This is a genomic window from Chromohalobacter moromii (assembly GCF_023091865.1).
Lineage (GTDB): Bacteria > Pseudomonadota > Gammaproteobacteria > Pseudomonadales > Halomonadaceae > Chromohalobacter > Chromohalobacter moromii.
The window spans coordinates 304,900-331,240 of the sequence record NZ_JAHXDI010000002.1 but is presented as its reverse complement, the minus strand read 5'-3'; the positions used below and the strand labels follow the sequence as shown (position 1 = coordinate 331,240).

The following is a 26,341-nucleotide window of genomic DNA, read 5'->3' as shown; positions in this document are numbered from 1 at the left end:
CATGCTAGGGGCCGATTCGCACGACCCAACATCAGGAGGCCGATATGCAGTCCCAGAGCCAATCCCCCGCCGTCGAAATGAGTGAGCTCTTTCCTTATGCACAAGGCCCCGCGCTACGTGCCTGCCACCCTGGCGACAAGGCGCTGGAAGTGACCTGGGATAACGCCGATATCGCGCGTTACAGCTATCGTTGGCTACGCGATCACTGCGCTTGCCCCGAGTGCCGCCACCCGATTACGCGCGAACGCCTCTACATGCCGCTCGAGGACGACGCCTTCCTCAACGCGAGTCCCGACGCCACCATCGAAGACGGCGTGCTGGCACTGCGCTGGGCCGACGGTCACCAGTCGCACTTCGACGCCGGCTGGCTGCATCAGCGCCGCCCTGAGGCACGTGCCGATGACGGCGTTCCGCTCGCCGAAGCCTGGCGCGAAGACTTTGCCCCCGTGCATGTGTCGCATGCCGATATGATGGCCGGTAGCGACGGTCGTCGCGAGTGGCTGACCGCCCTGCTGCGTGACGGCTTGGTGCTGCTCGACGACGGTCCGCGCGAACTCGAAGAAGTCGTGCGTATCACCGAACTGTTCGGGCCGATGCGCGCCACCAACTTCGGCGCCCGTTTCGACGTTCAGTCCAAGCCCAATCCCAACAACGCCGCGTATACCGCCATCGGTCTCGAGCTGCATACCGACCTGCCCAACTGGCGCCATCCGCCGGACATTCAGCTTCTGTATTGCCTGGAAAACGAAGCCGAGGGTGGCGCATCTCTTTTCGCCGACGGCTTCGCCGTGGCCGAAGCCATGCGCCATGAAGTCCCGGAAGCCTTCCTGCGTCTGCGCGATACGCCCATCGATTTCCGCTTTCAGGACGAGGACAGCGATATCGCGGTACGCGCCCCGGTCATCGACGTCGATGCCACGGGCCGCATCCGTGAAGTTCGCTTCAACAACTGGATTCGCGACACCCTACGCCTGCCGCCGGAAGAAGCAGACGCCTGGTACGAGGCGTATCTGATCTTCTGGCAACGTCTGCGCGAGCCGCGCTTCCGCGTCGACTTCGCGCTCGGATCCGGACAGATGGTGGCCTTCGACAACCGTCGTGTACTGCACGGCCGTGGCGCCTTCGATCCCAATACCGGACGCCGTCACCTGCAAGGCACCTACCTGGATATCGACCACCTCGAATCGCATCTACGCGTGTTGGCGCGCCACGCCTCTACCGCCGCGCCCGCTACTCCGACAACATCCACCAATGAAACGGGAGTTTCTTAATGTCTCATTCGCTTCGTCCCTTACTCGTCGGACTACCGCTCGCCGCCGGTATCGGCCTGGCAATGCCGGCTCAGGCAGCCGACACGATCCACTTCGGCGTACCGTCGTGGCCCGGGATTACCGTCAAGACCGAAATCGCCAGCCAGTTGTTGGCGCCCCTCGGTTATCAGGCGAAAACCGATGACATCGGCCTGCAGGTCATCTACCAAGGCATGGAAAGCGGTGATGTGGACGTTTTCCTGGGCGGTTGGCTACCGGCACAAGAGCCGATGCTCACACCGATGGAAGACAAGGGAAGCGTGAAGCGTATCGCCAACAACGTCGATGGTGCGCAAATGACGCTGGCGGTGCCCGAGTATGTCTACGAACAAGGCGTGACCTCGTTCGAAGACCTCGACGAGCACCGCGACATGTTCGACGGCAAGATTCATGGCTTCGGCGCCGGCTCCGCCGCCAGCGAGATCCTCAACAAGGCGATCGATAACGACACCTGGGGACTCGGTGACTGGCAGCTAGTGGATACCAGCACCGTGGGTATGCTCAGCGCGGCGCGCGATTCCATCTCACGCGAGGAGCCCATAGTCTGGGTCGGCTGGACGCCGCACTGGATGAACCTCGAACTGCCGATGCGCTATCTCGACGACAGCAAGAACCTGTTCGGTGAGGGCAACGGCGCCAGCCAGGTGCTGACCCTGATGAGTTCGGACTTCGCTGACGACAACCCCAACTTGACGACATTCTTCAAGAACTTCACTTTTACTGCCGAACAGCAAAGCTGGATGATCAAGGCCTTTGGTCTTGATGAGAAAGAGCTCGGCACTGTGGCCACGACCTGGATCGAGGATCATCCGGATCGCGTCGAGGAAATGCTCGACGGCGTGACCACTACCGATGGCGACGCAGCTTGGCCGGTAGTGAAAGAGGCGCTGTCACTGTAAGAGTGGTCCGCGCCCGACACGGCACGCAAAGTGCCGTGTTTTCCCCGTGCGGGCTCTCACGTATGCTTGGCGCAGTTCACGCATAGAGTGCCCGCATGTCTCGTTCTCTCGGAATTCTCTTCACATTGCTCGGTGTCATGCTCGGCTGTGGCCTGCTCTGGCAATGGCTCGCCATGCACGACATTCTGACCCCGCAAGCGCTGCTCCATCTGCTGCAAAATGCCGCCTCATGGCGCGACGCCCCCTGGGCGCCCCTGGCCGTCATGGGTGTGTATGCCCTCACTTCCCTGGTCGTCTTTCCATTGAGCGTGCTAGTCGCTGCCACCGGCCTGGTCTTCGGCCCCGCCTGGGGCTTCGTCTACGCCATGCTGGGGACGCTATCGGCATCGATCGCCACTTACTGGGTGGGACGGGCACTGGGACGCGACGCACTACTACGCCATGGAGGCCAGAAGCTCAACGGGCTGGCGCGACTCCTCGCGGGACGCGGCGTGCGCACCATGGTGCTGTTCAACCTACTGCCACTGGCACCTTTTACCCTGACCAACATGCTGGCCGGGGCCTGCCATTTGCGTTTTCGCGATTACATGCTCGGCTCCATCTTGGGGATCGCCCCAGGCCTGCTCGGCGTCACCTTGCTGGGAAGTCAGTTAGGGTCGCTGATCACCGCGGAAAGCCGTGAGGGATTGCTGATCGCCGCCGGCGGCATCGTGGTCGCAATTGGTATCTTGTGGGCACTCAAGCGTTATGCCGAGCGGCGTAGCAAGCGCGTGTAACGCTCACCCCGTGAGCGCTCACTTACTGGGAACTTCTTCCTTGGTCTGAACTGCGTCGCGTTCCGGTACGGTTTGAAACACCGAGCGCAACACTCGGCCGCGATGCCGCAACAAACGCCACTCGGCCTCGAGACGCCCACGCACCTTCTCCCAGGCGCCATCATCACGCTCCGCCGCGCTCGCCTCAGCCTCGAGCACCTGACGATAGATGCCCAAGCAGCGCTCGGCACAGCGTCGATCATCGAGCTTATGCGCGCTGTCGAATGCCCCCTGGCGTAACCTGGCATGCAGGGTCGGTTCTTGAAGCGTTTCCAGCGCTTTCGCGAACGTCTCGACATCATCGCTGGGAAGCATGATGCCATTTAAACCGTCGCTCAGGACTTCGCGCACGCCACTGGCATCGACCGCCACCACCGGCAGGCCCGCCGCCATGGCCTCGGCGATGACCATGCCCTGCGTCTCACTGTGCGAGGCGAAGGCAAAGGTATCCATCGCATGATAGGCATCGATCAAGGCTTGGTCGTGCAACTTGCCGGTGTAATGGAAACGATCCGCTACGCCCTCGCGGGCGGCATGGTCGTGCATCACCGTACGGGCTTCACCCTCGCCGACGACCAAGACCCGGGCCTTGGGATGACGCGCCAGGAAACGTGACAACGCCGCGGCCAGAAAACCGAGGTTCTTCTCCATCGCCAGGCGCCCCACATGCCCGATCACCATCGCATCCTCGGGAATGCCGAAGCGCTGACGCCAACGCGCGCCTTCGCCCTGGGCAAAGGCACGCGTATCCACGCCGCTGGGAATCACGCGCACTTTGTCGGGCAACACGCCCCGTTGGGCCAATAGTGCAGCGATACTCTCGCTGGGCGCGATCACTGCATCGCATAACCGCGTGTACTCACTGGATAGCGCGATGGCGAAACGCTGCATGCGCGGCGAGTCGCCGGGCACGTAATGCGTGTAGTGCTCGTAAAGCGTGTGATGGGTAAAGACCAACGGCAGGCCATAGGTCTGCGCCACGCGTGCCGCGGTATCGCCGAGCAGGAAGGGATGGTGGGAATGCACCAGGTCGGGCTCGAATTCCTCGATGGCCTCGTAGAGTTGACCGGGCACTGGCACGGGAAGAGAAAAATCGCTGCCGTTGAAGCGCTGCATGGCCACCACACGCACCACATCGCGCTCGAAACGTGGTTGACCGTCCAGTTTGGGCGCGACGACCAACACGCTGTGCCCCGCATGCTGCAGACACCGCTTGAGACGCTGAACGGATTCACTCACTCCACCCACGGTCGGACAGTAGGTGTTGGTGAACATCAGGATATTCAATCCCTCGACTCCCTATGACCTCGAAAGCGCGACGCCGACCTGGCCCGCCGCAAGGCGGCACATCATAGCAGATAGCATGGCACCAAAGGCCAGCGATGGGGACATTAACGTGATGCGCCGGGCAATTCGGGCACACGGCCGGTCATCTCCGTGATCATGAAATCGATGAACCTGCGCATCCGTACGCTGTCCCGCATACGTCCACTGTAAAGCAGGTAAAAATCCGCGCGAATCCCCTGCCACTGCGGCAACAAGGCCACTAGCTCGCCGTTTGCCAGGTACTCATGGACATCCCACCAGGAGCGCAATAATACGCCGTGACCATCGAGTGCCATCCGCGTCATGGCCTCGGCATCGTTGCTCGCCAGTCGACCGTGAACGCGTATGGCGCGCTGAGTGCGTGTGCCATCGGTGGACTCGAACCGCCATAGCGAATAGTCGGTATCGTTCTCGCGTACGACCAGGCACCGGTGGTGGGCCAGATCCTCAAGCCGTTCGAGCCTCGGGGCGCTGGCTAGATAAGCAGGTGCTGCGCAGAGTACCCGGCGGTTGGTGAGCAACCGCTTGGCGATCCAACGCGCATCTGGCGGCTCACCGACGCGGATGTTGATATCGAACCCTTGCTCGTCGAGTCCCAGCGGGAAGCTGGTCAATTCCAGCAGCAGTTCCAATTGAGGATGGAGCTCGGCAAAGCGCGAGATCAGTGGCGCCACATGGCGCCGCCCGAAGCCGAACGTGGCATTGATTCGAAGCCGTCCCGACAACGAAGCGCCCTGGTCTCGTAGTGAGTTCTCGAGATCCCCCAGGTCACCGAGGATCATCGTCCCACGCGCCAGATAACGCTCCCCTTCGGCGGTCAGGGTCAGCCGCCGCGTAGTGCGTGTAGCAAGCGACACATCGAGTCGCGCCTCCAACTGCATGAGGCGCTTGCTCACCGCCGACAGCGACAAGCCAAGCTCCCGCGAGGCACCGGTCAAGCTCCCTGAACGCGCCACCTGTTGAAAGAAGGCCAGATCATCGAGCGGCGTCACGTCATTCTCCACTTTTATTCAAGAGTGGCTTGCATTATAGCCTGATTATCATCGCGATGGCGCACGCTAGACTCAAGAGAAACACCGAAGACGTACCGTTCCCCCGATTATCGAAGGAGCCTTTCATGAACGCGCACAACATCGCCGTCATTCCCGGTGACGGCATTGGCACCGAAGTCACCCCGGAAGGCGTCCTCGCCCTGAAGGCCGCGGCCCAACGCTTCGACATCGATCTCACCTTCGAAGAATTCGACTTCGCCAGTTGCGACTATTACCTCGCGCACGGCCAGATGCTGCCAGACGACTGGAAAGCCACGCTGTCCCGCTTCGACGCTATCTTCTTCGGCGCCGTGGGGCTGCCCGACAAGGTGCCCGACCACGTCTCGCTGTGGGGATCGCTGCTGCAGTTCCGGCGTGAGTTCGACCAATACATCAATCTGCGCCCTTGCAAACTAATGCCCGGTATCAAGAGTCCGCTGGCCGACCGCCAGCCCGGCGACATCGACTTCTACGTGGTACGCGAGAATACCGAAGGCGAGTACTCGAGCATCGGCGGTAAGATCTTCGAAGGCACCGAGCGCGAAACGGTGATGCAGGAAACCGTGATGACCCGCACCGGCGTCGACCGCGTTCTCAAATACGCCTTCGAACTGGCCAAAAAGCGCCCGCGCGGAAAGCTCACCTCGGCCACCAAATCCAACGGCATCTCGATCACCATGCCCTACTGGGACGAGCGCGTGAAAGCCATGCACGCGTTCTATCCGGAGATCGACGTGGATCAGTTCCACATCGACATCCTGACCGCCAATTTCGTGCTCCATCCCGACTGGTTCGACGTGGTCGTGGCCAGCAACCTGTTCGGCGACATCCTCTCCGATCTGGGCCCAGCATGCACCGGCACCATCGGCGTCGCGCCCTCGGCCAACATCAACCCCGAAGGCGCCTTTCCCAGCCTCTTCGAACCCGTCCACGGCAGCGCGCCGGATATCGCCGGTCAAGGCATCGCCAACCCCATCGGTCAGATCTGGTGCGGTGCCATGATGCTCGATCACTTGGGTCATGAAGAGGCCGGCAAGGCCATGCTCGATGCCATCGAAGCGGTCCTCGCCAAGGCCGACCCCAACGTGCTGACGCCCGACCTCAAGGGCCAAGGCACGACTCGGGATCTGGCACAGGCGATCATCGAGGCGATCTAAGAGGCGCGTGGGTCGCACAAGCCTCGCGAGTCGCCTAAGGTAGATGGGCACGTGGCACGACAAGCCACGGCCCAGACCGTAATCGCTCCAGGGAGAGGACCATGACGATATTCGAAGCACTGCGTGAAAGTCACGACAGGCAGCGCACCTTGCTCGACCTGCTGGTCAAGACGCACGGCGATAGCGAGGGCCGCGACGAATTATTCAACCGCATACGCGCCGAGCTGGAACATCATGCGGGAGCGGAAGAGCGCGCGCTCTACATCCCCATGATGGAGCACGACATGACGCAGGAAAAAGCCCGCCACAGCGTGGCCGAGCATCATGAGATCGACGAACTGATCGAGACCCTGCAACAGACCGATTACAGCTCACCGGCCTGGCTAGCCACGGCACGCCAACTGCAGGAAATGGTCACGCATCATCTCGACGAGGAAGAGCAGGAAGTCTTCCAACTGGCCGGTCGCGTCTTCGACGATGCGACCAAGCAGTCGCTGGCCGACACCTACCAGCAAGAGATGCAACGCCTGGCATCTTGAGAGAAAGACTGAACGCCACGCCATAACACGAACACCCGGCGAGATATCCTCGCCGGGTGTTCGTGTCTTTCGCCATCGCAGGTCGCAAGGCGAACGTTACAAGATCGGTATCAGCGGTCCGATGCTACGCGGAAGCGCACCACGGCCTGATAAAGATCGCCTGCTTGCGTTTCGAGCGAACCGGCAGCACCCGCGGCCTGCTGTACCAGCGCCGCATTTTGCTGCGTGACCTGATCCATCTGCGTCACGGCCTGATTGACCTGCTCGATCCCCGAGGACTGCTCTTGCGAAGCAGCGGAGATTTCGGCCATCAAGTCGCTGACACGCTGAGCGCCGTCGCGGATCTCGCCCATCGCGCTATCGGCCTGGTCGACGAGCTCGGCACCAGCATTGACGTGGCTCACCGAGCCTTCGATCAATGACTTGATATCGCGCGCAGCATCCGCGCTGCGGCTGGCCAGGTTGCGCACTTCGCTGGCGACTACCGCGAAGCCACGACCCTGCTCGCCGGCACGCGCCGCTTCCACCGAGGCATTGAGCGCCAGCAGATTGGTCTGGAAGGCGATGTCATCGATCATCGAGATGATATCGGCCACCTTGCTGGAACTGCTGCGGATCTCGCCCATGGTGCTCACCACCTGGGAAATCACCTCCTGGCCATGCGCCACCGACGCCGTCGTGGCATCCGACACCTTATTGGCCTGGTCAGCGTTTTCCGCGTTCTGCCGCACGGTCGCCGTCAACTCTTCCATGCTCGACGCGGTTTGTGCCAGCGAGGCCGCCTGCTCCTCGGTCCGCGCAGAAAGATCGTTGTTACCCGTGGCGATCTCGCGCGCGCCTTGGTCGATGGCTTCCCCGGATTCACGGATACGCGCGATCGTCTTGCTCAACTCGAGGCGCATGCGCTCGATGGCATACATCAGGCTGTGCGTATCGCCGTCGCGCAATGCGGTGGGCGTGGTCAGATCGCCTTCGGCGATACGCCCCACGACGCGGGCGGCTTCATCCGGCTCGCCCCCCAGGCTGCGATAAACGTTGCGGATCACCAACAGGAAGGCCGCGGTCAGGAGACCACCCGCCACCAGCAAGACCAGCGCGTACTGCCACAACTTGTCGATGAAGGCCGACTGAATGTCGTTGGTGTAGACACCCGCCGCCATGTTCCAGCCCCAGGGTTTGAAACGTTCGACGTAGCTGAGCTTGGGAAACAGCGCATCACTGCTAGCATCACGCGAGGAATACGGCAGATAGCCGCTGCCCTCTTCGCCAAGCGACGCCAGATCACGATACACCGCGACGCCGTTGGGATCCTCGTAGTCCGACATGTCCGAGCCCGCGTCACGGCGCGGGTGATAGACGAGTTTCGCGTCGGCATCGAAGACGAAGACATAATTGTCGCGATCGGCGCCGAAGCGCATCGCGTCGAGATCCTCGGTGGCCCGCGCCTTGGCCTCTTCTTCACTCAACTCGCCCGCCGCAACCCGATCTGCGTAGCCATCCAGCAAGGTATGCACCATGCCGATGGTGTTGGAAAGCGCCGCCTTACGCTCGTCGAACATCGTATTTCTGCTCTGCCACGCCATGCTGACCACGATGGCGATCATCACCAGCCACATCAGTGCTAGCGTCAGCCACAACTTGCGCTTGAGTGTCCACTGCGTACGTGTCGTCTCCGCATGCGAACCGTGCGAAACCACCGGCGCCGTCGGTTCACCCGCGTGAGCGACCACGTTCGAATTAGCCATTAACCCCCCTTGACCCTTATTGCGTCTTCACAATCGATGACGAAGGGGTTATCGGCCGGACACGGGAATTCTTGATAGACACGATGCATGGTGAGGGCCCACTTCGTCCCGAGTGCCGAGCTGGCCATGTCTCACCCATTGGTCGAATAGGTTCAACATACGTGCATATTAGTTCTACATTCAAAAGACAGGGACCCGTCACACATCAAACTCAACGAATGCAAAGGATCTTCACGCCATGCAGATGGGACGTCGCCAATTCCTCGCCACCTCCAGCGCCCTGGCCGCCACGGCCAGCTTCGCGCCAACGCTATTGGCACAAACCAAAGGAGCCAGCACACCGCAGCGTTATCCGGACGAGACCTGGGAAGTGCTCGATGATCGTTTCAAGCCTTATTACGTCTTCAACACGCCGCTGGAACGACAATGGACCGGGGGACTTTGGCTCGAAGGCCCGGCCTGGAACGCCGTGGGCCGCTACGCCGTGTTCAGCGACATCCCTCGCGCCCGGCAGATGCGCTGGGATGAAGCCACGGGAGAAGTCAGCGTGCTGCGCGAAGGCGTCGGTCATTCCAACGGCAATACCTTCGACCGTTGGGGGCGCCTGGTAGCATGTGAGCACTCACCCGCGCGCGTGGTCCGCTATGAATGGGATGGCAGCGTCACGACCCTGGCCGACCAGTTCCAGGGCAAGCGCCTCAATGCGCCCAACGATCTGGTGGCTCTCGACAACGGGGGTATCTTGTTCACCGACCCCGGCTACGGCGCACACGTGGACTATGAAGGCCATAAGCGTGAGCTCGAGCTCGATCCAGCGATCTACTACATCGACGACGACCTCGACGAACCACGCTTATTTTCCGATGCGCTCTACAAGCCTAACGGCATTGCGCTCTCCGCCGACAAACGCACGCTCTACGCCAGCGACACCGCGCCGTCCCACTATCCTGACCAGCCGGCCACCATCTCGCGCTGGCGCCTGGCAGAGGACGGCACCGCGCAAGGCGAACGTGAGACGGTGATCTCGAGCAAGGACGAAGGCTACGACGGCATCACGCTGGATCAGGACGGCAATATCTGGGCCGGCGTGTCAGGCGGGGAAGGCAAGGACGGAGTCTCGGTATTCACCCCCGACGGCGAGCGCTTGGCGCGTATTCTGTTACCCGAAGTCTGCGCCAACCTCTGCTTCGTGGGCGAAGACCGCAACCGCTTGCTGATGACGGCCAGCCAGTCGATCTACACGCTCTATACCGGTGCCAGGGGCGCCTGAGCAGCGTCTCTCGTGCATTCGACATCCGCCCGGTTTTCATGAAACCGGGCGTTTCGTGCTGTCCGGCAACCCGTGATGGCCTAACGTGAGTACCGAGGCACGCTGCGAGACTCAGAAGCTCGCCTGGATCGTGGTGCCGGCGACCCAGGCGTTGTCGACTGAATCCACCGCCGACGGGTTGACCACGTACTGCAGGTTGGGGCGCAACGCCAAGTAGTGGGTCAGGTTGAAGCTGTAATAAATCTCGGCATCGTACTCGTGGCCCTGGCGCGGCAGTGGCGAGGATAAACCCGCTGGTGTGGCGTTGTAGTAATCAACGTAGTCGTTGACGTCGTCATTGACGTGGAGATAAGCCAACCCGATGCCGGCGTCATCCTGCGGGCGAGCATCGAACGGCCCCTTGTAGGTCGCACCAATCGAAACGTAACGATCGATACCCGCCGTATCGCCGTGGTTGGCATTGCCCATGCTGAATAGCGTCAACCCGCGATCGGGATTGCCGCCGCGCGTCGTCACCTGCTGCTGCACCACGTAGTAGAGCCCGGTATTGGTATCGCTGGTCTCCGTTGCCGGGCCATCGCCATAGGCGCGATTCTCGACATTCTGTGTGTAGAAGCCGAGCTTGTAGGCGCCTTCCATGCCATTCAACGTCGGGGTATACCCGAGCTCCACCGGGAAAAGCGTGCCTTCGGCGCCACTGGTGCGCAGATCGAAGCCGTTGTCGTTCTCCAGATTGCTATCATTGATATTGAAGGCCCCCAACTGGGCATACCAATCGGACGCGACGTTCGTACGGATCACCGCCGCCCACTGCGAGATCGGCCAGTTATAGATATTGTTGCCCCAGTTGCCCGGCTGCGCCCCGCCGAACGCCAGGTTCTGGAAGTTGCTGTCGATGGTGGCGAAATCATCGCCGAAGGGAATCCGCCCCAGTTTGATAGCCAAGGCGTCGTCGAAGAACCGCTGGCGATACCAGAACTGCGTCAGTCGCGTGACCGGCCCGCGCCCCTGCACTTCCTGCACGTTGGAGCCACCGACCGTCGCGTCCGGGTCGCTGAGCCGGTCGTTGGCCGTATGGCCATTGCGGTTGACCATCGTTATCTGGAACTCCGCGTCGGGAATACCGGCCAGCTTGTCGAGGTCGACATTAGCACCGACGGCGAACTGATCGGCGTATTTGGTCACGTGGCTATCGCGGTAGCCTCCGTCGAGAATGGTGGCGGCCTCGCCGACGTAGTCGAAACTGAAAGCAACGCCGGCGTCTTCCAGCGCCGTGCGCTCTCCGCCCCAATCACCGAACATATAAGGGGAATCCGGCGCGAAGGCCGAATAGGCGTGGGCTGTACCGGCGATCAGGAAGCTGCCGATGATGACGAGTGGCGCGCCACCTGCGCGAAGTCTGCCGAACGTGCGCGAGGTCATGATGTTTCCATCCTCTTTTAGTTAGCGTGTTATAAATAGCACGTTAATAATATGCTCGAATACGGCATCATGAAAGCCTCCCTTGTCCTCACAGCCCTCTCTTGCTCTCAGACGTCGTCGCTCATCTTCAGCGACACGGTTTTCATCTTGAGACCGGGCATTTTCATTACGCCGACCTCCCCTCTTGTGATGGTGCGCCCGGTTCGTACTGTAGGGGTATCGACGGTGCTAATGCCGTATTAGCGATGCTTGAAGCCACGCTTCGCCCGCGTACGGCTCTCGCAACGGCACAAAGCTAAAATGGGACGGGCCTCGCAATAACGCGTACCGCACAACAACAGAAGAGCAGGCGCACGACATGACCAACCAAGAGTTCTTCGCCCAGTTATGGGATGACTACGTCGCCATGACGCCCCAGGCGCAGCACATTCACGATGCTTTTCTGGCCGACGGCGAAACGATCATCAACGACCACGTCGCGTTTCGTACCTTCGACCGAGGGCCCATTCGCCTGGAAGCACTCGAACCGCATCTACTGGCGATGGGCTACACCCGCTTTGCGCCCTACGAGTTCGAGGCCAAGAAGCTGCGCGCCTTCGGTTACCTGCCGCCCAGCGACGACCAGCCACGCGTATTCCTCTCCGAGCTCAAGTGCGACGAGCTTTCTGCCCAAGCACAGGCCAGCATCGATGCGCTGATCGCGCAGATCGACCCACAGCAAGTCACATCGCCCGAGGTACTCTGGGCCGGCCGGTTATGGGAAGCCCCGAGCTTCGAGACCTACCAGCAGTTGATGGCGGAAAGCGAATACGCCGCCTGGCTATCGATCATTGGCCTACGTGCCAACCACTTCACCATCAGCGTCAATCGCTTCACGCAGTACGACACGCTGGAAAAGGTGCTCGCGAAAGTCGAGGACCTGGGCATCGGCATCAATGACTCGGGCGGCCGCATCAAGGGCTCGCCCGAGGTCCTGCTCGAGCAGGGCTCGACGCTGGCCGACCGCCAGCCGTTCACCTTCGCCGGCGGTCAGACGGAAGAAATCCCGACCTGCTACTACGAATTCGCCAAGCGCTATCACGACGATGACGGCCAGCTTTATCAAGGCTTCGTCGCCGCCAGCGCGGACAAGATCTTCGAATCCACCGATGTGCGCGGCGAGCGCTCCGCGGGGCGTTGAACATGCTCGACGACTGGCTCGCTTCGAGTCTCGACGCTGATCCCGTCGAGCCGCACGAAGGACGCAGTGGCAAGGTGCCCGGCGGGCGCTATCGCCTGCATGCGCCCGGCGTACTCGAACTACTCCCCGATGAACTCGCCCCCGAGGCGCAGGCATGCGTCGTCTCGGCGGGCATCCACGGCAACGAGACCGCCCCCATCGAGCTCGTCGGCGCATGGCTGGCGCGCCTCGAGGCCGGCCAGCTCAGACTAGGCGCGCCGGTACTGGTGATTCTTGGCAATCTCGAGGCGATTCGACAGGGCGTGCGCTTTTGCACCACCAACCTCAATCGCCTTTTTCAGCGAGGCCTGGACCTGGAAGGTGACGAGCCCGACCGCGCTCGCGAGCTGATGGCCGTCGTCGATGCCTTCTTCGCGCGCCATACCTTGCCGCGCGTGCATTACGACATGCACACCGCGATTCGCGACAGCCGCTATCCGCGCTTCGCCGTCGAGCCCTTCGCCGACGCCGAGACCGACCCCGCGCAATGGCATGGACTGGCCGCCGCCGGTATGCAGGCGGCCTTGCATCAGCATCGCCATAGCTGGACCTTCTCGCATTATTCCAAGCATTATCACGCCGCGCAGGCGTTCACGCTGGAACTCGGCAAGGTGCGCCCCTTCGGCGAGAACGACCTCGACGCGCTGGCGGGAATGCTCACACTGCTCGAGGCATTGCTCGAGGGCCGTCAGATGCCATCGGGAAATCTCGAAGAGGTGCGTTTCTTCCGCGTCGTCAGCGAACTGATGCGCCAGTCGCAGGACTTCTCGCTGTGCTTCTCTGAGGAAACGCCTAACTTCACCGAATTCGCCGTGGGCACCCAGCTCGCGCATGATGGTCAGGCTGGCGACACCATCGTCGAAGAGGCACCGGTGGCGGTGGTGTTCCCCAATGCCCAGGTGGAACTCGGCGCACGCGCGGCGCTACTGGTGCGCGCGTGCCCACCGCCGACATGACATGACGCTTCCCAACCCCGTTCCCGCCACCGTGCGCTACGTGGGCGGGAGGATGTAGCACAATGACAACAACGACAGGACGATTTTCATGCACAAGACGACGCATCCATACGACAAACGTCGTATCATCGGCCGCCAAATCGAGTCTGCTCGGTCGCCCGCGGCCTGCTAGAATCGCTCCCTTTTTGCGCTAGCTGCCCCAAGGTTGTCACACCACGCTCTTTGGCTTCTTCATCGCCACCCGGTGTGCCGACCGTGACTTACCGCCACGTTTGGAGCTTTTCATGGCTGATACGCCCATTCCCCTCGAAGTGCGAGACATCACCAAGCGCTTCGGTGACAACGAAGTCCTCAAGGGGCTCTCCCTCACCGCCCACAAAGGCGACGTGATCACGCTGATCGGCGCCTCCGGTTCCGGCAAGAGCACCTTTCTGCGTTGCATGAATCTTCTCGAACAACCCAATGAAGGCGAGTTGATCGTGCATGGCGAGAACATCGCCTTCAAAACCACGCGTCGTGGCCGCGAGCCCGCCGACTGGAAACAGGTCGAGCGCATCCGCGCCAAGCTTTCGATGGTCTTTCAGAGCTTCAATCTCTGGGCCCACATGACACTGCTGGAAAACGTCATCGAAGCGCCGATCCACGTGCTCGGCAAGCCGAAGCGCGAAGCCATCGCACACGCCCGCGAACTGCTTGACCGTGTGGGGCTGCTCGATCACGCCGACTACTATCCGGCGCAAATGTCCGGTGGCCAACAGCAACGCGGTGCCATCGCCCGTGCCTTGGCCATGGACCCTGAAGTGATGCTGTTCGACGAGCCGACCTCGGCGCTCGACCCCGAACTCGTCGGCGATGTGCTCAAGGTCATGCGCGACCTCGCTGAAGAGGGACGCACCATGATCGTGGTGACCCACGAGATGAGCTTCGCCCGTGATGTCTCCTCGCAAGTGATCTACCTGCATCAGGGCATGGTCGAGGAAATCGGTCCGCCGAAAGAGGTCCTCGACAACCCGCAGTCGGACCGCCTCAAGCAGTTCCTGGCTCCGAAGCACTGACGCCCGACGGGAGAAAATCGCATGATCGACCTGCAGGGCTACGGCCCCCGGCTTCTCGAAGGCGCCCTGGTCACCTTGGAAGTGGCTGTGCTGTCGTTGTTGCTGGCTTTGATCCTCGGCCTGCTCACCGCCAGCGCCAAGCTGTCACGCCACTGGTTGTTCCACCGCATCGCCACGCTCTACACCACACTCATTCGCGGGGTGCCCGATCTCGTCTTGATGATGCTGCTGTTCTTCGGCGGCCAGATAGGCGTCAACATGATCACCGACTGGCTCTACTACGAATTCGATGTGGATATCTTCATCAACATCAACGAGTTCATCGCTGGCGTGGTGACCATCGGTTTCATCTTCGGCGCCTATATGGGCGAGACGTTTCGCGGCGCCTTCCTGGCCGTCGACAGCGGCCAGCTCGAGGCCGGACGCGCCTACGGGATGTCCAACCGGCTCATTTTCCGGCGCATTCAATTTCCGCAGATGATGCGTCACGCCCTTCCCGGGCTGGGCAATAACTGGATGGTACTGCTCAAGACCACCGCGCTGGTCTCGGTGATCGGACTTTCCGACATGGTGCGTATCGCCGCCGAGGCGACCAAAGCCACGCACGAGCCGTTTTTGTTCATGATCCCGGTCGCCGTGGTGTATCTACTGATCGCCAGCGTTTCGGAGTGGATCGTCGCGCGGCTGCAAAAACACTATAACGTCGGTTTCGGGGAGGCGGACGAATGGAACAACTAAACGCCTGGTTCACCGAACTACTCTCGGGCAATGCCATCTTCACGGCCAATACGCTCGGCTACTACCTCGACGGGTTGGGCAGCACCGTGCGCCTGGTGTTTCTGTCTCTGATCATCGGCTTGGTGCTGGCGGTACCGCTCGCCATCGCACGGGGCTCGCGTCGCAAGTGGATCAAGTGGCCCGTGTTCCTCTACACCTATGTGTTTCGTGGCACCCCCCTGTTGATCCAGCTGTACCTGATCTACTACGGCGTGGTGTTCATCGAAGGCATTCAGGACACCTTCTTGTGGGCGATCCTCAAGGACGCCTTCTACCCGGCGCTGATCGCCTTCACGCTCAACACCGCCGCCTATACCACCGAGATCTTCCACGGCGCGATCAAGGCCACCCCGCGCGGTGAGATCGAAGCGGCGCGCGCTTACGGCATGTCACGCGCGCTGATGATGCGGCGCATCATCATGCCTAGCGCCTTCCGGCGCGCCCTGCCGGCCTACGGCAACGAGGTGATCTTCATGCTCCACGCCAGCGCCATCGCCAGCGTGGTCACGATCATGGACCTCACCGGGGCCGCACGGTTCGTCTATGCACGCTTCTACGCGCCCTTCGATGCCTTCCTCTTCGTGGCGGCGATTTACCTGTGCCTGACCTTCGCCATCCTGTATCTCTTCCGCTATCTGGAAAAGAAACTCCTGGCGCATCTCAAACCGATCAACGGGTGACATCCGGCCTGCCGCGGCCCACGTCATGGCACGCGGCAGGCCACACCCGCCGAACGACATCCCAATGAGACTTACCATGAAAAAGCTCCTGGCGCTGACTCTTCTAGGCGTGGTCATGACGACCGCCACCGCTCAGGCCCGCGATACCGACGAAGTACGCCTGGCCATCGACGTGCCTTACGAACCTTTCGTCTACCGCACGCCAGCAGGCGAGCTGGAAGGTTTCGAGATAGATCTCGGCAACGAACTGTGCAAACGCGCCAACCTCAACTGCACCTGGGTCGAGCAATCCTGGGACGGCATCATCCCCGGCCTGCTCTCGCGCAAATACGACGCCATTCTCTCCTCGATGGCCATCACGCCCGAGCGTGAAAACCAGGTACTGTTTTCGATTCCCTACTACAACACCCCCAGCGTCTGGATCACGCGTCGCGATCGCGACATCGACATCAGCGACAAGGACGCGCTCGAAGGGCTCAGCGTCGGCGTGCAGCGCGGCACCATCCGCGATAGCTATGTCACGCAGATGTACGGCGACACCCTCGATATCCACCGCTATTCATCCTCCCAGGACGTCGCCAACGACCTGATCTCCGGGCGCCTGGACTTGTCCTTCGAGGACTATCCCCTCGCCGTGGATACCTTCCACTTCAAGGATGACGACAGCGAATTCAAGAAGATCGGCGAGAGCATCAAGAAGCCCGTCTCGATCTTCGGCAAGGGCGCGGCCATGGCGTTTCGCAAGCGCGATAAGGAACTCGCGGAGAAATTCAATCAGGCCATTCGCGACGTCTATGCCGACGGCACCTACGAAAAGCTGATGAAGCAATACTTCGACTACGACCTGTCGCTGCCCGTCGGCGAAAAATGACCGTTTGCCGGCGGCAAAACGCCGCCGGCATTCACGAGGACACCCCATGCAACACCATGCCCATCCTCTGCTGAGTCCCGTCCCCGGGACTCAGCGCAGCCTGGAGAGTTTTCACTTCGGCCCCGCCGAGGCGGAAAAGCGTGTCTACATCCAAGGCTCGCTGCATGCCGACGAACTCCCCGGCATGCTGGTCGCCTGGACCCTCAAGCAGCGCCTGAAAGCGCTGGAAGAGGCCGGACAGCTCAAGGCGCACGTCATCGTGGTGCCGGTCGCCAACCCCATCGGGCTCGACCAGCAACTGATGGACATCCCTCTGGGGCGCTACGATTTCGAGAGCGTCAGCAACTTCAATCGGGGCTATCGCGACGTCACCGAGCGCATCGCCGAAGGGCTGGAAAGCGCGCTGACGCAGGATGCCGAACACAACCGGGCCGAAATACGTCGGCGCTTCATCGCCACCCTCGATGAACAGCCGGCCACCACGGCCTACGAGTCCCTGCACCTGACGCAGCAACGCCTGGCCTGCGACGCGGATTTCATTCTCGACCTGCACTGCGATTTCAACGCCGTCGAACACCTCTACACCACCCCGGCGGCATGGCCCTACTTCGAGCCCCTGGCGCGTTATTTCGGCGCCAAAGCCAGCATGCTCGCCACCGACTCCGGCGGCGGCTCGTTCGACGAGTGCTTCACCCTGGTCTGGGAGCAAATGCGCGAGCACTTCGGCGACCGATATCCGATCCCCTACGGCAGCCAATCGATCACCCTCGAACTACGCGGCCAACAGGATGTCGCCCGCGACATCGCCGAACGCGATGCCGACGCGATTCTCGACTGGATGCGCTACCACGCCCTGATCGACGGCGAAGCACCGCCCCTGCCGGCGCTGGCGTATCCCGCCACCGAACTCGCCGCCATGGACTTTCTCCGCGCCCCCGCGGGCGGCGTCGTGGTCTTCCACCGCACGCCGGGGGAAGAAGTCAAAAGCGGCGACCTGATCGCCGAGATCATCGACCCCATCAGCGACGCCGTACACCCCGTGCGTGCCGAGCAAGACGGCATGTTCTACGCTCGCACCCAGCGCAGAATGGCCACCGCCGGCATGATCGTCGCCGACGTCGCCGGCCACCACGCACACCGCAGCGGCTACCTGCTCGCGCCGTGAAATAGCACCAAAGGCAGAAATAACCACCGACAAAGGGTACCCCACGGTGCCCGTTGCTTCACAAGTAAGCTAACACTTACTCCCTCTCCCACGATTGCTAAGCATCCTTATAAATCCACGAACTGCATCGATAAGCAGCGCCTTATCGGCTTTGCTGACAGACCTCATCCCGCCTAGTATGAATCTCTAAGGTCGCTTAGACGGCTCGAAAAAATAACCGATACGCACGGGACTACCGCATCAACACAATATGCAGTGGCCTGGGCGGTAGCGTGCCTGCTGACCGCACCCGACGCCCCAAGCGTGACGGAAATCGTCAAAAGCAGCAGGCACGCGAACTCTGCATAACGCGCCGAATCATTCTTAGCATGGCTTAAAATCAATGAGTTAGGTGCGTAAGGGTAAGCTAGATAAGGTTTATTGAACGCGCGCGCTCGTTCAAGTAGCAAAATGAGCGCGCTAGCTAATACCTGTTACAAAGGCACTGATCCGTACAAACCTTACAGACTGGCCGATCAACACTGTGCTATACTGAAGAGAAGATAAAAAAGGCCTAAAAATTCATGCAACGTATTGATATTAAAAGACCTTCGGAGGTAGAGAATGGCAAAGCTGCGAAAAGCTAGACTAAATCGAAGCTCGTCAGAAGATTATCGGTTCATCAAGGTCAATGGCGAGATGACCAAGGTTAGAGTCAGCGCGGCAGATTCTGCGTTTGAAGCTGCGATGAAAGTGCGCAATGGGAAGCGTAAAGACTTAGATAAGGAACTTCTGATTCATGGTGTCACAAGCTAACACAAGCTCGCATCCCGATTACAATCATATCTTTGAGAAGTTAGTAGTTGAGACACAGCCTGATTCCAAAGATCGCTTAATCGGGATGCTTGCATATGCTGATTACAAAGAAGAAAAGTATCAGTGGAAGGAGCAGTATCGGAAAAGTCAGAATGTTGACGCAATCCCAGCAGATGACGTCAGTAAATTTTTATTGGCTTACCATGATGGCAAGCTGGATAAATTGCGCGGCGATGCAGAAGAAGTGCTATATGTTTTTGCAGAGCATTACGCAGAAAAACGAGTAGAAGAAGCCTATAAAGAAGCTCTAGAAAGCGATTTGCTGGCTCAAGTAAAATCTCAAAAAGACGGCTGGTGGGTCTCTGGAGTAAAGGGAGCATTTGGCTCCTTATTTTTTGCGACACTCGCCATCATTGTTTCCATACTTTTTTCAGTTGCGAGCCCTGATTCTAACTATGGAAAGTTAGTTCAATTTGTTATTGGAAATAAAGATTTTTTAGTGTTGGAGAAAAATGACTGTAGACTAAAGAGTTCCGATATTGATTGCAAAGCCAACAACAATGCAGTTCAGTAATTTCCATTCCTTATACTATCCTTGTAACAATTACAGTCACAGCGACGTCTACTACATTGCGGCTTCGCCTCCATTCCGTAGCCGCGCGTGCTGTTGGCGTTAGGTCTTAATCTGGGCTCACTATGATCTTCAAGAAGAATTTACCGCCTCTAGCGCACTTTCGTCGATTTGTAGCGGCCAAAGAGTCATGGGACGTGGTCTGGAAGCAGCTTGAGTTCAGGCCAAAAACCACGCACCCTACCTTGCGCAAACAGAGCATCGATGCGGCGCTGGAAGCCGCCGTTGCAAGTTCATACTCGCTGCTGGCGGTAGAATACTTTGACATTATCGCGGCCAAAGATAAGCGGCTTGTCGACATTGCAGGCGAAGAACCTATTTTGCTTGAGTGCTTAGCATTTGCGTCGTCTGTTGTATGCAACGGAGTCAATCCAGAAAGCGACGAGTACGAGTTGCTGCTTGATTCCAGACAGTCGATAGTGCCATCTTTCAATCAAATGTCACTGCTCAACACAGATGAAATCGAGAACGCCATTCTATCGAGGTTCGATCTATATGACAAAGCATCATCAGCGACAGATAGAGAAGCTTATCTTTCGTCTTCGAATGCAAGAGTGCTGACATACATTGCCGGTGGCGAGCACTTTTCACGCATAAAGATCCGCTATGAAGACTCTCCCGATCTGGCGTACTGCATGGCATCCCAAGAGTTTGTATCTCATGTCGACGTCAAGCTGAAAGAAATGTTCAGTCGAATCGTCAAGCGGGAAATGGATGAGGAATACGACTTTGAGACCTAACAATTCATTCAAGCCGACGCTGGACTTCCCCCACTCTAGTGGACACTTCTGGCCTATGATTAGTGCATAGGAGGGAGCGCCATGAGCAACCAACGTTACACTCCTGTATTCGTACACAGGTAATTCTCATGGCAAGAGTTCGCGTCGATGAAGATATATCCAGCCGCTGTCTGAGTTGCGGGCGGACGTTGCCCCGTTTGTAAAGCAGATCCATGAACCCCGTCACCCTATGGTGTTAACACAGAGGGGACGTGGCGTTGGCAGAAGATGACCAGCGGCTACCTACAGACATCCACACCCGCTTCCTCTACCAGCCACGCGACGCTAGGCATGGCGGCAGCGCTTCGATATGCTGCAAGACGTGAAACTCAGGGCTGCTCACGAGGCGGCTCCATAACAACACACTGCAAATTCCGTAGAGAGCTTTCCATGAAAAAATTGCTGACCATCACCCTTCTCGGTAGCGCCCTGCTGGCTGGCAGCGCCGTCGCTCAGGACACCTTGCGTATCGGCGTCGACGTGCCTTACGAGCCGATGGAATACCGCACGGCCGACGGTGAACTCACCGGCTTCGACATCGAGCTCGGCAACGCCATCTGCGAAGAGATCGACAGGAAGTGCGAGTGGGTCGTGCAGGCGTGGGACGGCATCATTCCGGGCCTGATGGCGCGTAAGTACGACGCGATCATGTCCTCGATGACCATCAACGAAGAACGCAAGGGAACCGTGCTCTTCTCCGACCCGTACTTCCAGCCGCCCTCCGCGTGGTTCACACCGCAAGACAGCAGCATCGACTTCCCGGCCAAGCAAACGCTCGAAGGCAAGACCATCGGGGTGCAACGCGGCACATTGCAGGACAACTACGTCACCGATATGTTCGGCGACGCGGCCGAGATCAGCCGTTACTCCACCGCCGATGACCTCGTCCTCGACATGGACGCCGGTCGTGTCGACATCGCCTTCCTGGACTTCCCGGTCGGCAAGTCCACCCTGCTGGATAGCGAAGAAGGCGATTATAAAGTCGTCGGCGAGATGATCACCGAACCCAAGAAGTATTTCGGCGAAGGCTTCGGCATTGCATTCCGCAAGCGCGATCAGGAGCTGGCAGACCAGTTCAACGAGGCGCTGGCGACCCTGAAGGACAACGGCACCTATCAGGAACTCTACAACAAGTATTTCTCTGAAGAAGCCAAGTAAGACGGCGTCGATACAACCAACGTCACGCCAAAGGGGCGGCCTACGGGTCGCCCCTTTGCGTTACGGCAAACGCTCAGGACGTACCTTTCGCGGACGGGGCGAAACGCGCGATGAAACGCGCCATTGCCGGCCCCAGTAGCACCACCGTGAAGAGCCGCAATGTCTGTAGCGCCACCACGAGACCCAAATCGGCATGCGTGTCGATGGCGATGATGGTCATCGAGTCGAGCCCGCCAGGGCTGGTCGCCAGGTAAGCGGTGATGAAGCTCGTGTCCATGAGCCCTACCATCAACAGCGCGGAAAGCGCACATAACCCAATCAGCACTATCGACGCCATGACCATCTTGCCCAGCGAGCGAGCCACAGTCGCCAGCGCGTCGCGGTCGAAGCGCAGCCCCACATAGACACCGATGAAGCCGTAAGCCAGCATCAGCAAGGGTGCCGGCATCGACAGCGTCGCCCAACCGGCGAGATGCAGCACTGTGCCGATGAGCATCGGCCCCAGCAAGGCGCCCGCAGGCAAGCGGCGATCGCACAGCCAGACCCCGCCGACGATGACCGCCAAGGTGATCGCCAAATCGACCGTTCCCGCCAGGTCGTCAGGAAAGCCGCCCCCGCCACGCGATGGCGTATCGCTCACCCCCAGCCAATGGCTCACCAGGGCCCCCACGAGCACCACGCACACCACTCGCACGTATTGCATCGCCGCCACGATACGCGGGTCGGTATCTTCGCGCTCCTCAGCCATCGCCACCATCGCCGCTGCCGCGCCCGGCGTGGTGCCCCAGGCCGCCGTGCTGCCCGGAAGCCCGCCGTAACGCACTAGAACGATCCCCACCAGCAGACTAAGCAACAGCGTAATGGCCGTGGCCAAAAGCATCACCAGCCAGCCATCGAGGATCGTCATCAGCACGCTCATCGTCATGGCATGCGCGATCAACACGCCGACCGTGCCTTGGCCGAGCTTGAAGCAGCGTCTCGGCAGACGCAGACCGCTGCCGCCGATACCGAAGGCGATGCCCACCAGCATCGGGCCGATGAAGCCACCCGCCGGCATATGCCAATGATTTAGCACGCCACTCGCCACGCAGCACGCCACGAATAGCGCCAGCCACAGCCCGGCACGGTGCATGCGGGGAGACGACGGTCGAGAAGGCGCTGGGGTCGGGGAAGGGGCCAAGGAAGTACTCCACAAAAGGGACGCATTATAGCAAGCTAAGGACTTTCCGCAGTACTTCTCGCTGCAGCTACCACGAGCGCATCGCCGCGTATATCACTGCCGAATCCGGCGAGTCCGGTGCCGTCAGCGCGTTACACTGGTAGCGTTGCCGCTTCGAGGAATCCCCATCATGCTGCTCGATCCCGACCGCTGCCGCGTGGCCCGTTTATCGCGGGATGTTCGCTTCGATGGGCGTTTCTTCGTCGGCGTGACCACGACCGGTATCTACTGCCGCCCGATCTGCCCTGCCCGGCCGCCGCGTGATGACAATGTGCGCTATTTCCCCAGCGCTGTAAGCGCCGCCCAGGCGGGCTTTCGCCCTTGTCTGCGCTGCCGCCCGGACAGCGCCCCGGAATCGCCCGCCTGGCATGGCAATCACACCACGCTACGCCGCGCCTTGCGGCTGATCGATGAAGGCGCCCTGAGCCAAGCTTCCCTGGGCGCGCTGTGCGACCGCCTCGGTATCGGCGAGCGCTACCTGCGCCTGCTTTTCAAGCAGCACCTGGGCGTCTCGCCCAAGGCCTACGCCCTGCATCGCCAGTGCCTGTTCGCCAAGCAGTTGCTGCACCAGAGCGCGCTGCCGGTGGCCGATATCGCCTACGCCAGCGGCTTCACCAGCCTGCGTCGCTTCAACGATGCGTTCCGTCGCCAAGTGGGACACGCACCGCGCGAGTTGCGGCGCACGCCCCGGCCACCCAGCGAGAATCTCACGCTGACGCTGGCTTATCGCCCGCCTTACGCCTGGGAATGGCTGCGTGACTTCCTCGCCGTGCGGCGGATCGACAAACTGGAATGGGGAGACGCGCATCGTTACGGTCGTTACATTCAGTGGGGGTCAGCGCGTGGCCATTTCACGGCCGAGCACATGCCCGATCAGCATTGTTTTCGTGTCACGCTGAATCTCGATGACCTCGGGGCACTCTCACCGGTGGTACGCAACATCCGCCGTGTTCTCGACCTGGACGCCGACACGGCCCTGATCGAGGCCCAGCTGCAAAAGACGCTCCCGGAGACGTTCCCCCTCGTCGAAGGCCTGCGCTTGCCCGGCCTGTGGAGTCCTTTTGAGGCCGGCATTCGCGCGGTTCTCGGCCAGCAGGTCTCGATCTCGGCGGCGCGCGGGCATACGACCAATCTGGTCGAAGCGCTCGGCGAGCCGACCGCCGAGGGCGGGCGCCACTTCCCCACGGCTGCGCAGGTCGCCGACAGCGATCTCACGTTTCTGCGCATGCCCCAGGCGCGCCGCGACTGTCTACGTGGCCTGGCGCACGCCGCATGCGAGCAGTGCCTCGACGACGACCCTCGCTGCTGGACCGCACTCAAAGGCATCGGCCCTTGGAGTGCCGATTACGCCGCCTTGCGCGGCACCAGCCATCCCGATATCTGGCTGGGCGGCGACCTGGGCGTCAAGCGGGCCCTGACGTCGCTGGACGCGATCGAGCCGGATCTTGCCGCGCCGTGGCGCAGTTATCTCACCCTACAACTCTGGAGTCGCTGATATGGCATCTTCCGCCTACGCTCTCGATTACGTCACGCCCGAACCGACCTCGCCGCTGGGCACGCTACGCATCCTCGCCAGCGAGCACGGGATTCGCGAGATCACCTTCGTCGACAGTGCCGAGACACCGGCAGCGCCCTCGCCGCTCACCAAGGCCTGCCGCGAGCAGTTAAACGCCTACCTCAAGGGAGAATTGCACGACTTCGACGTGCCGCTCGACCCGCAAGGCACGCCCTTTCAGCAGCGCGTATGGCAGGCATTGGCACGCATTCCGTTTGGGGAGACGCGCAGCTACGCGGAGATCGCCCGGGATATCGACAACCTCAAGGCAATGCGCGCGGTGGGCGCCGCCAACGGCCGCAACCCGTTGCCCATCGTGGTGCCTTGTCATCGCGTGATCGGGCGTGATGGTACGCTCACCGGCTATGCTGGCGGGCTCGAGCGCAAGGCTTGGTTACTCGAGCTCGAGCGCACGCACATCAAACACCATTCAACACGTTAATCGCATCAATCAACGGAGGTGCGCCATGACGCAAGATGTTGAGCAGGCACGGCAAGTGCTGGATTTTTGGTTCGTGGAGGCAGGCCCCAAACAGTGGTTCAACAAGGACCCGGCGTTCGACCAGGCGCTCGCCGAACGCTTCGGGGCACTATATGACGCGGCATGTCGCTGCGAGCTTTATGCTTGGCGGCAAAGTAGTCACGGTGCCTTGGCGGAAATACTGCTGCTGGATCAGTTCTCGCGCAATATCTACCGCGATCAGGCCCTGGCCTTCGCTCAGGACCCGCTAGCACTGAGCCTCGCCCAGCATCTGGTCGCGCAAGGGGGCGACAAGGAACTGCCGCCGGAACAGCGCGCGTTCGTGTATATGCCGTACATGCACAGCGAATCGCCCGTGATCCACCAAGAGGCCCTGCGGCTTTTCGATCAACCGGGGCTGGAGCGCAACCTGGATTTCGAGCAGCGCCATTGGGCGATTATCGAACGCTTCGGCCGTTATCCGCACCGTAATGCGGTTCTGGGCCGGGAATCGACGCCGGAAGAACGCGACTTCTTACGCCAGCCGGGATCGTCCTTTTAAGCCTGATGACGCTGTACGTGAGATCAGGCGCCGCGAGCAACGGGATAACGCCCCGCCAACGGGGCGGTCAGCGTGCCGAGCAGGCGCCAGCTCAAATAGAGAAAACCGAGGGGGAATAAAATCGTCTGGACGATGAACACCGCCGACAAGGCCACCACGTTCTCGGTCATGCTATCCAGACGTGTCAGCAGGTCGCGCACCGGATGGCCCACGGCACTTTCCCATTTATCCTTGAGCTGTTGCCACACGCCGTCGTCTTCTTCACGAATGCCGGCCTGCGTCTCGGCGACGTCCTGGAACACCGCACGATCTTGGTCCAACGCCGTATAAAGCCCCTCACGCTGGTCGCCAATCAGTGCATCGCCCATCCAGGTGCTGGCCAGCGCCGCGATGAGAACCGCGAAACGTAGGAACGCCATCAGCAAGAACGCCCGACGGGCCCATTCGCGCCAAACACCACGCCCCCAGACGAGCGACACCGCCAGCAACAGGCAGCTTAACGAGAAAAGCGCCTTGATGACCGCGTGACTGGCCATCTGGATCAAGACTTTCTGCATCGCCAGCGAGGCCGTGGAGGCGAACATGATCCACGAAAAACGCTCGACGAGGTCATTGGCGGGGTCCAGCGCCTGGCCGAATTGCACCTGAAAGACCATGGCGTCGGCAGTGACGCTCTGCATCACCGAAATGGCCGCATTGAGCGCCTTGGCCAAGGCAAAGCTCCTGAACGCCGTGGCGAGAGCGTCATCCAGCGTGGACAGCGCTACGTCATGCGTGACGCCAAGCCACGATACCAGCGCCAAGATCGATAACGCCGCCACCGCCCAGCGGCAATGGGGCATGCGAGAAGGCGGCATGCGAGAAGACAGCGACATGACGAAAGCTCCCGGGACAATGCCCAGACCCTAACCGCTCGGCGGCCCGAGCGCCATCGCCATCAGATCA

25 protein-coding genes are annotated in these 26,341 nt (G+C 60.6%); 19 read left to right on the top strand and 6 right to left on the bottom strand.

Going from position 1 to position 26,341, the window contains the following annotated elements:
* Window positions 1–44 precede the first annotated feature (44 nt).
* From KZO83_RS08090 to KZO83_RS08080, 3 genes are all read left to right on the top strand, one after another.
* Window positions 45–1,271, top strand: a complete 1,227-nt coding sequence (locus KZO83_RS08090; protein WP_247620424.1) for a TauD/TfdA family dioxygenase — start codon at window positions 45–47, stop codon at window positions 1,269–1,271.
* Window positions 1,271–2,209 (top strand): ABC transporter substrate-binding protein, encoded by a 939-nt coding sequence (locus KZO83_RS08085; RefSeq protein ID WP_247620423.1) that lies wholly within the window; start codon window positions 1,271–1,273, stop codon window positions 2,207–2,209. The genes KZO83_RS08090 and KZO83_RS08085 overlap by 1 nt, the downstream gene beginning before the upstream one ends.
* A 95-nt stretch (window positions 2,210–2,304) precedes the next feature.
* A complete protein-coding gene (locus KZO83_RS08080) occupies window positions 2,305–2,985 on the top strand; it encodes a TVP38/TMEM64 family protein (protein WP_247620422.1) in 681 nt (226 codons plus the stop codon).
* 18 nt (window positions 2,986–3,003) lie between these two features.
* Here KZO83_RS08080 and KZO83_RS08075 read toward each other — a convergent pair whose 3' ends face one another.
* Both KZO83_RS08075 and KZO83_RS08070 read right to left on the bottom strand, forming a co-directional pair.
* Window positions 3,004–4,311: a glycosyltransferase gene (locus tag KZO83_RS08075; RefSeq protein WP_247620421.1), complete on the bottom strand. Its 1,308-nt coding sequence runs from the start codon at window positions 4,309–4,311 to the stop codon at window positions 3,004–3,006.
* A 104-nt stretch (window positions 4,312–4,415) separates the two neighbouring features.
* On the bottom strand, window positions 4,416–5,342 hold the full coding sequence (locus KZO83_RS08070; RefSeq protein ID WP_247620420.1) for a LysR substrate-binding domain-containing protein: 927 nt from the start codon (window positions 5,340–5,342) through the stop codon (window positions 4,416–4,418).
* 125 nt (window positions 5,343–5,467) lie between these two features.
* On the opposite strand from KZO83_RS08070, the gene KZO83_RS08065 reads away from it, so the two are divergent.
* Window positions 5,468–6,538 carry a tartrate dehydrogenase gene (locus tag KZO83_RS08065; RefSeq protein WP_247620419.1) on the top strand — a complete coding sequence of 357 codons (1,071 nt, stop codon included), beginning with the start codon at window positions 5,468–5,470 and terminating at the stop codon, window positions 6,536–6,538.
* Window positions 6,539–6,639: 101 nt separating this feature from the next.
* Window positions 6,640–7,077: a hemerythrin domain-containing protein gene (locus KZO83_RS08060; RefSeq protein WP_247620418.1), complete on the top strand. Its 438-nt coding sequence runs from the start codon at window positions 6,640–6,642 to the stop codon at window positions 7,075–7,077.
* A 110-nt stretch (window positions 7,078–7,187) separates the two neighbouring features.
* On the opposite strand, the gene KZO83_RS08055 is transcribed toward KZO83_RS08060, so the two are convergent.
* Window positions 7,188–8,822, bottom strand: a complete 1,635-nt coding sequence (locus KZO83_RS08055; protein ID WP_247620417.1) for a methyl-accepting chemotaxis protein — start codon at window positions 8,820–8,822, stop codon at window positions 7,188–7,190.
* A gap of 238 nt (window positions 8,823–9,060) precedes the next feature.
* On the opposite strand from KZO83_RS08055, the gene KZO83_RS08050 reads away from it, so the two are divergent.
* The gene (locus KZO83_RS08050) at window positions 9,061–10,092 is read left to right on the top strand and encodes an SMP-30/gluconolactonase/LRE family protein (protein ID WP_040242852.1); all 1,032 of its coding nucleotides are present in this window, start codon (window positions 9,061–9,063) and stop codon (window positions 10,090–10,092) included.
* Window positions 10,093–10,203: 111 nt separating this feature from the next.
* Here KZO83_RS08050 and KZO83_RS08045 read toward each other — a convergent pair whose 3' ends face one another.
* On the bottom strand, window positions 10,204–11,514 hold the full coding sequence (locus tag KZO83_RS08045; protein ID WP_247620416.1) for a carbohydrate porin: 1,311 nt from the start codon (window positions 11,512–11,514) through the stop codon (window positions 10,204–10,206).
* A 358-nt stretch (window positions 11,515–11,872) separates the two neighbouring features.
* Between KZO83_RS08045 and KZO83_RS08040 the strand changes: the two genes are divergently transcribed.
* The 10 genes from KZO83_RS08040 (at window position 11,873) to KZO83_RS07995 (ending at window position 21,600) form a co-directional block, all read left to right on the top strand.
* The gene (locus tag KZO83_RS08040; RefSeq protein ID WP_247620415.1) at window positions 11,873–12,694 is read left to right on the top strand and encodes a DUF1338 domain-containing protein; all 822 of its coding nucleotides are present in this window, start codon (window positions 11,873–11,875) and stop codon (window positions 12,692–12,694) included.
* Between the two features lie 2 nt (window positions 12,695–12,696).
* A complete protein-coding gene (locus KZO83_RS08035) occupies window positions 12,697–13,689 on the top strand; it encodes a succinylglutamate desuccinylase (protein WP_247620414.1) in 993 nt (330 codons plus the stop codon).
* Window positions 13,690–13,973: 284 nt separating this feature from the next.
* Window positions 13,974–14,744: an ABC transporter ATP-binding protein gene (locus KZO83_RS08030; protein WP_247620413.1), complete on the top strand. Its 771-nt coding sequence runs from the start codon at window positions 13,974–13,976 to the stop codon at window positions 14,742–14,744.
* A gap of 21 nt (window positions 14,745–14,765) precedes the next feature.
* On the top strand, window positions 14,766–15,482 hold the full coding sequence (locus KZO83_RS08025) for an ABC transporter permease (protein WP_247620412.1): 717 nt from the start codon (window positions 14,766–14,768) through the stop codon (window positions 15,480–15,482).
* Window positions 15,470–16,201 (top strand): ABC transporter permease, encoded by a 732-nt coding sequence (locus tag KZO83_RS08020; protein WP_097022028.1) that lies wholly within the window; start codon window positions 15,470–15,472, stop codon window positions 16,199–16,201. The genes KZO83_RS08025 and KZO83_RS08020 overlap by 13 nt, the downstream gene beginning before the upstream one ends.
* Window positions 16,202–16,277: 76 nt before the next feature.
* Window positions 16,278–17,072 (top strand): transporter substrate-binding domain-containing protein, encoded by a 795-nt coding sequence (locus KZO83_RS08015; RefSeq protein ID WP_247620411.1) that lies wholly within the window; start codon window positions 16,278–16,280, stop codon window positions 17,070–17,072.
* A gap of 46 nt (window positions 17,073–17,118) precedes the next feature.
* Window positions 17,119–18,237 carry a succinylglutamate desuccinylase/aspartoacylase family protein gene (locus tag KZO83_RS08010; protein WP_247620410.1) on the top strand — a complete coding sequence of 373 codons (1,119 nt, stop codon included), beginning with the start codon at window positions 17,119–17,121 and terminating at the stop codon, window positions 18,235–18,237.
* Window positions 18,238–19,015: 778 nt separating this feature from the next.
* The gene (locus KZO83_RS08005; RefSeq protein WP_247620409.1) at window positions 19,016–19,606 is read left to right on the top strand and encodes an otopetrin domain-containing protein; all 591 of its coding nucleotides are present in this window, start codon (window positions 19,016–19,018) and stop codon (window positions 19,604–19,606) included.
* Between the two features lie 122 nt (window positions 19,607–19,728).
* Window positions 19,729–20,403: a hypothetical protein gene (locus KZO83_RS08000; protein WP_247620408.1), complete on the top strand. Its 675-nt coding sequence runs from the start codon at window positions 19,729–19,731 to the stop codon at window positions 20,401–20,403.
* A gap of 429 nt (window positions 20,404–20,832) precedes the next feature.
* Window positions 20,833–21,600 (top strand): ABC transporter substrate-binding protein, encoded by a 768-nt coding sequence (locus tag KZO83_RS07995; protein ID WP_247620407.1) that lies wholly within the window; start codon window positions 20,833–20,835, stop codon window positions 21,598–21,600.
* Window positions 21,601–21,673: 73 nt separating this feature from the next.
* Here KZO83_RS07995 and KZO83_RS07990 read toward each other — a convergent pair whose 3' ends face one another.
* The gene (locus tag KZO83_RS07990) at window positions 21,674–22,780 is read right to left on the bottom strand and encodes an AbrB family transcriptional regulator (RefSeq protein WP_247620406.1); all 1,107 of its coding nucleotides are present in this window, start codon (window positions 22,778–22,780) and stop codon (window positions 21,674–21,676) included.
* Between the two features lie 169 nt (window positions 22,781–22,949).
* Here KZO83_RS07990 and KZO83_RS07985 point away from each other — a divergent pair, with 169 nt between their 5' ends.
* The 3 genes from KZO83_RS07985 to KZO83_RS07975 are packed head-to-tail and all read left to right on the top strand — an operon-like array spanning window position 22,950 to window position 25,396.
* Window positions 22,950–24,314 carry a DNA-3-methyladenine glycosylase 2 family protein gene (locus KZO83_RS07985; protein WP_336296574.1) on the top strand — a complete coding sequence of 455 codons (1,365 nt, stop codon included), beginning with the start codon at window positions 22,950–22,952 and terminating at the stop codon, window positions 24,312–24,314.
* 1 nt (window position 24,315) lies between these two features.
* The gene (locus tag KZO83_RS07980) at window positions 24,316–24,816 is read left to right on the top strand and encodes a methylated-DNA--[protein]-cysteine S-methyltransferase (protein WP_247620405.1); all 501 of its coding nucleotides are present in this window, start codon (window positions 24,316–24,318) and stop codon (window positions 24,814–24,816) included.
* A gap of 25 nt (window positions 24,817–24,841) precedes the next feature.
* Window positions 24,842–25,396 carry a DUF924 family protein gene (locus tag KZO83_RS07975; RefSeq protein ID WP_247620404.1) on the top strand — a complete coding sequence of 185 codons (555 nt, stop codon included), beginning with the start codon at window positions 24,842–24,844 and terminating at the stop codon, window positions 25,394–25,396.
* 23 nt (window positions 25,397–25,419) lie between these two features.
* Here KZO83_RS07975 and KZO83_RS07970 read toward each other — a convergent pair whose 3' ends face one another.
* Window positions 25,420–26,271, bottom strand: coding sequence for a hypothetical protein (locus KZO83_RS07970; RefSeq protein WP_247620403.1), 852 nt, complete (start codon window positions 26,269–26,271; stop codon window positions 25,420–25,422).
* Window positions 26,272–26,341: the final 70 nt, after the last annotated feature.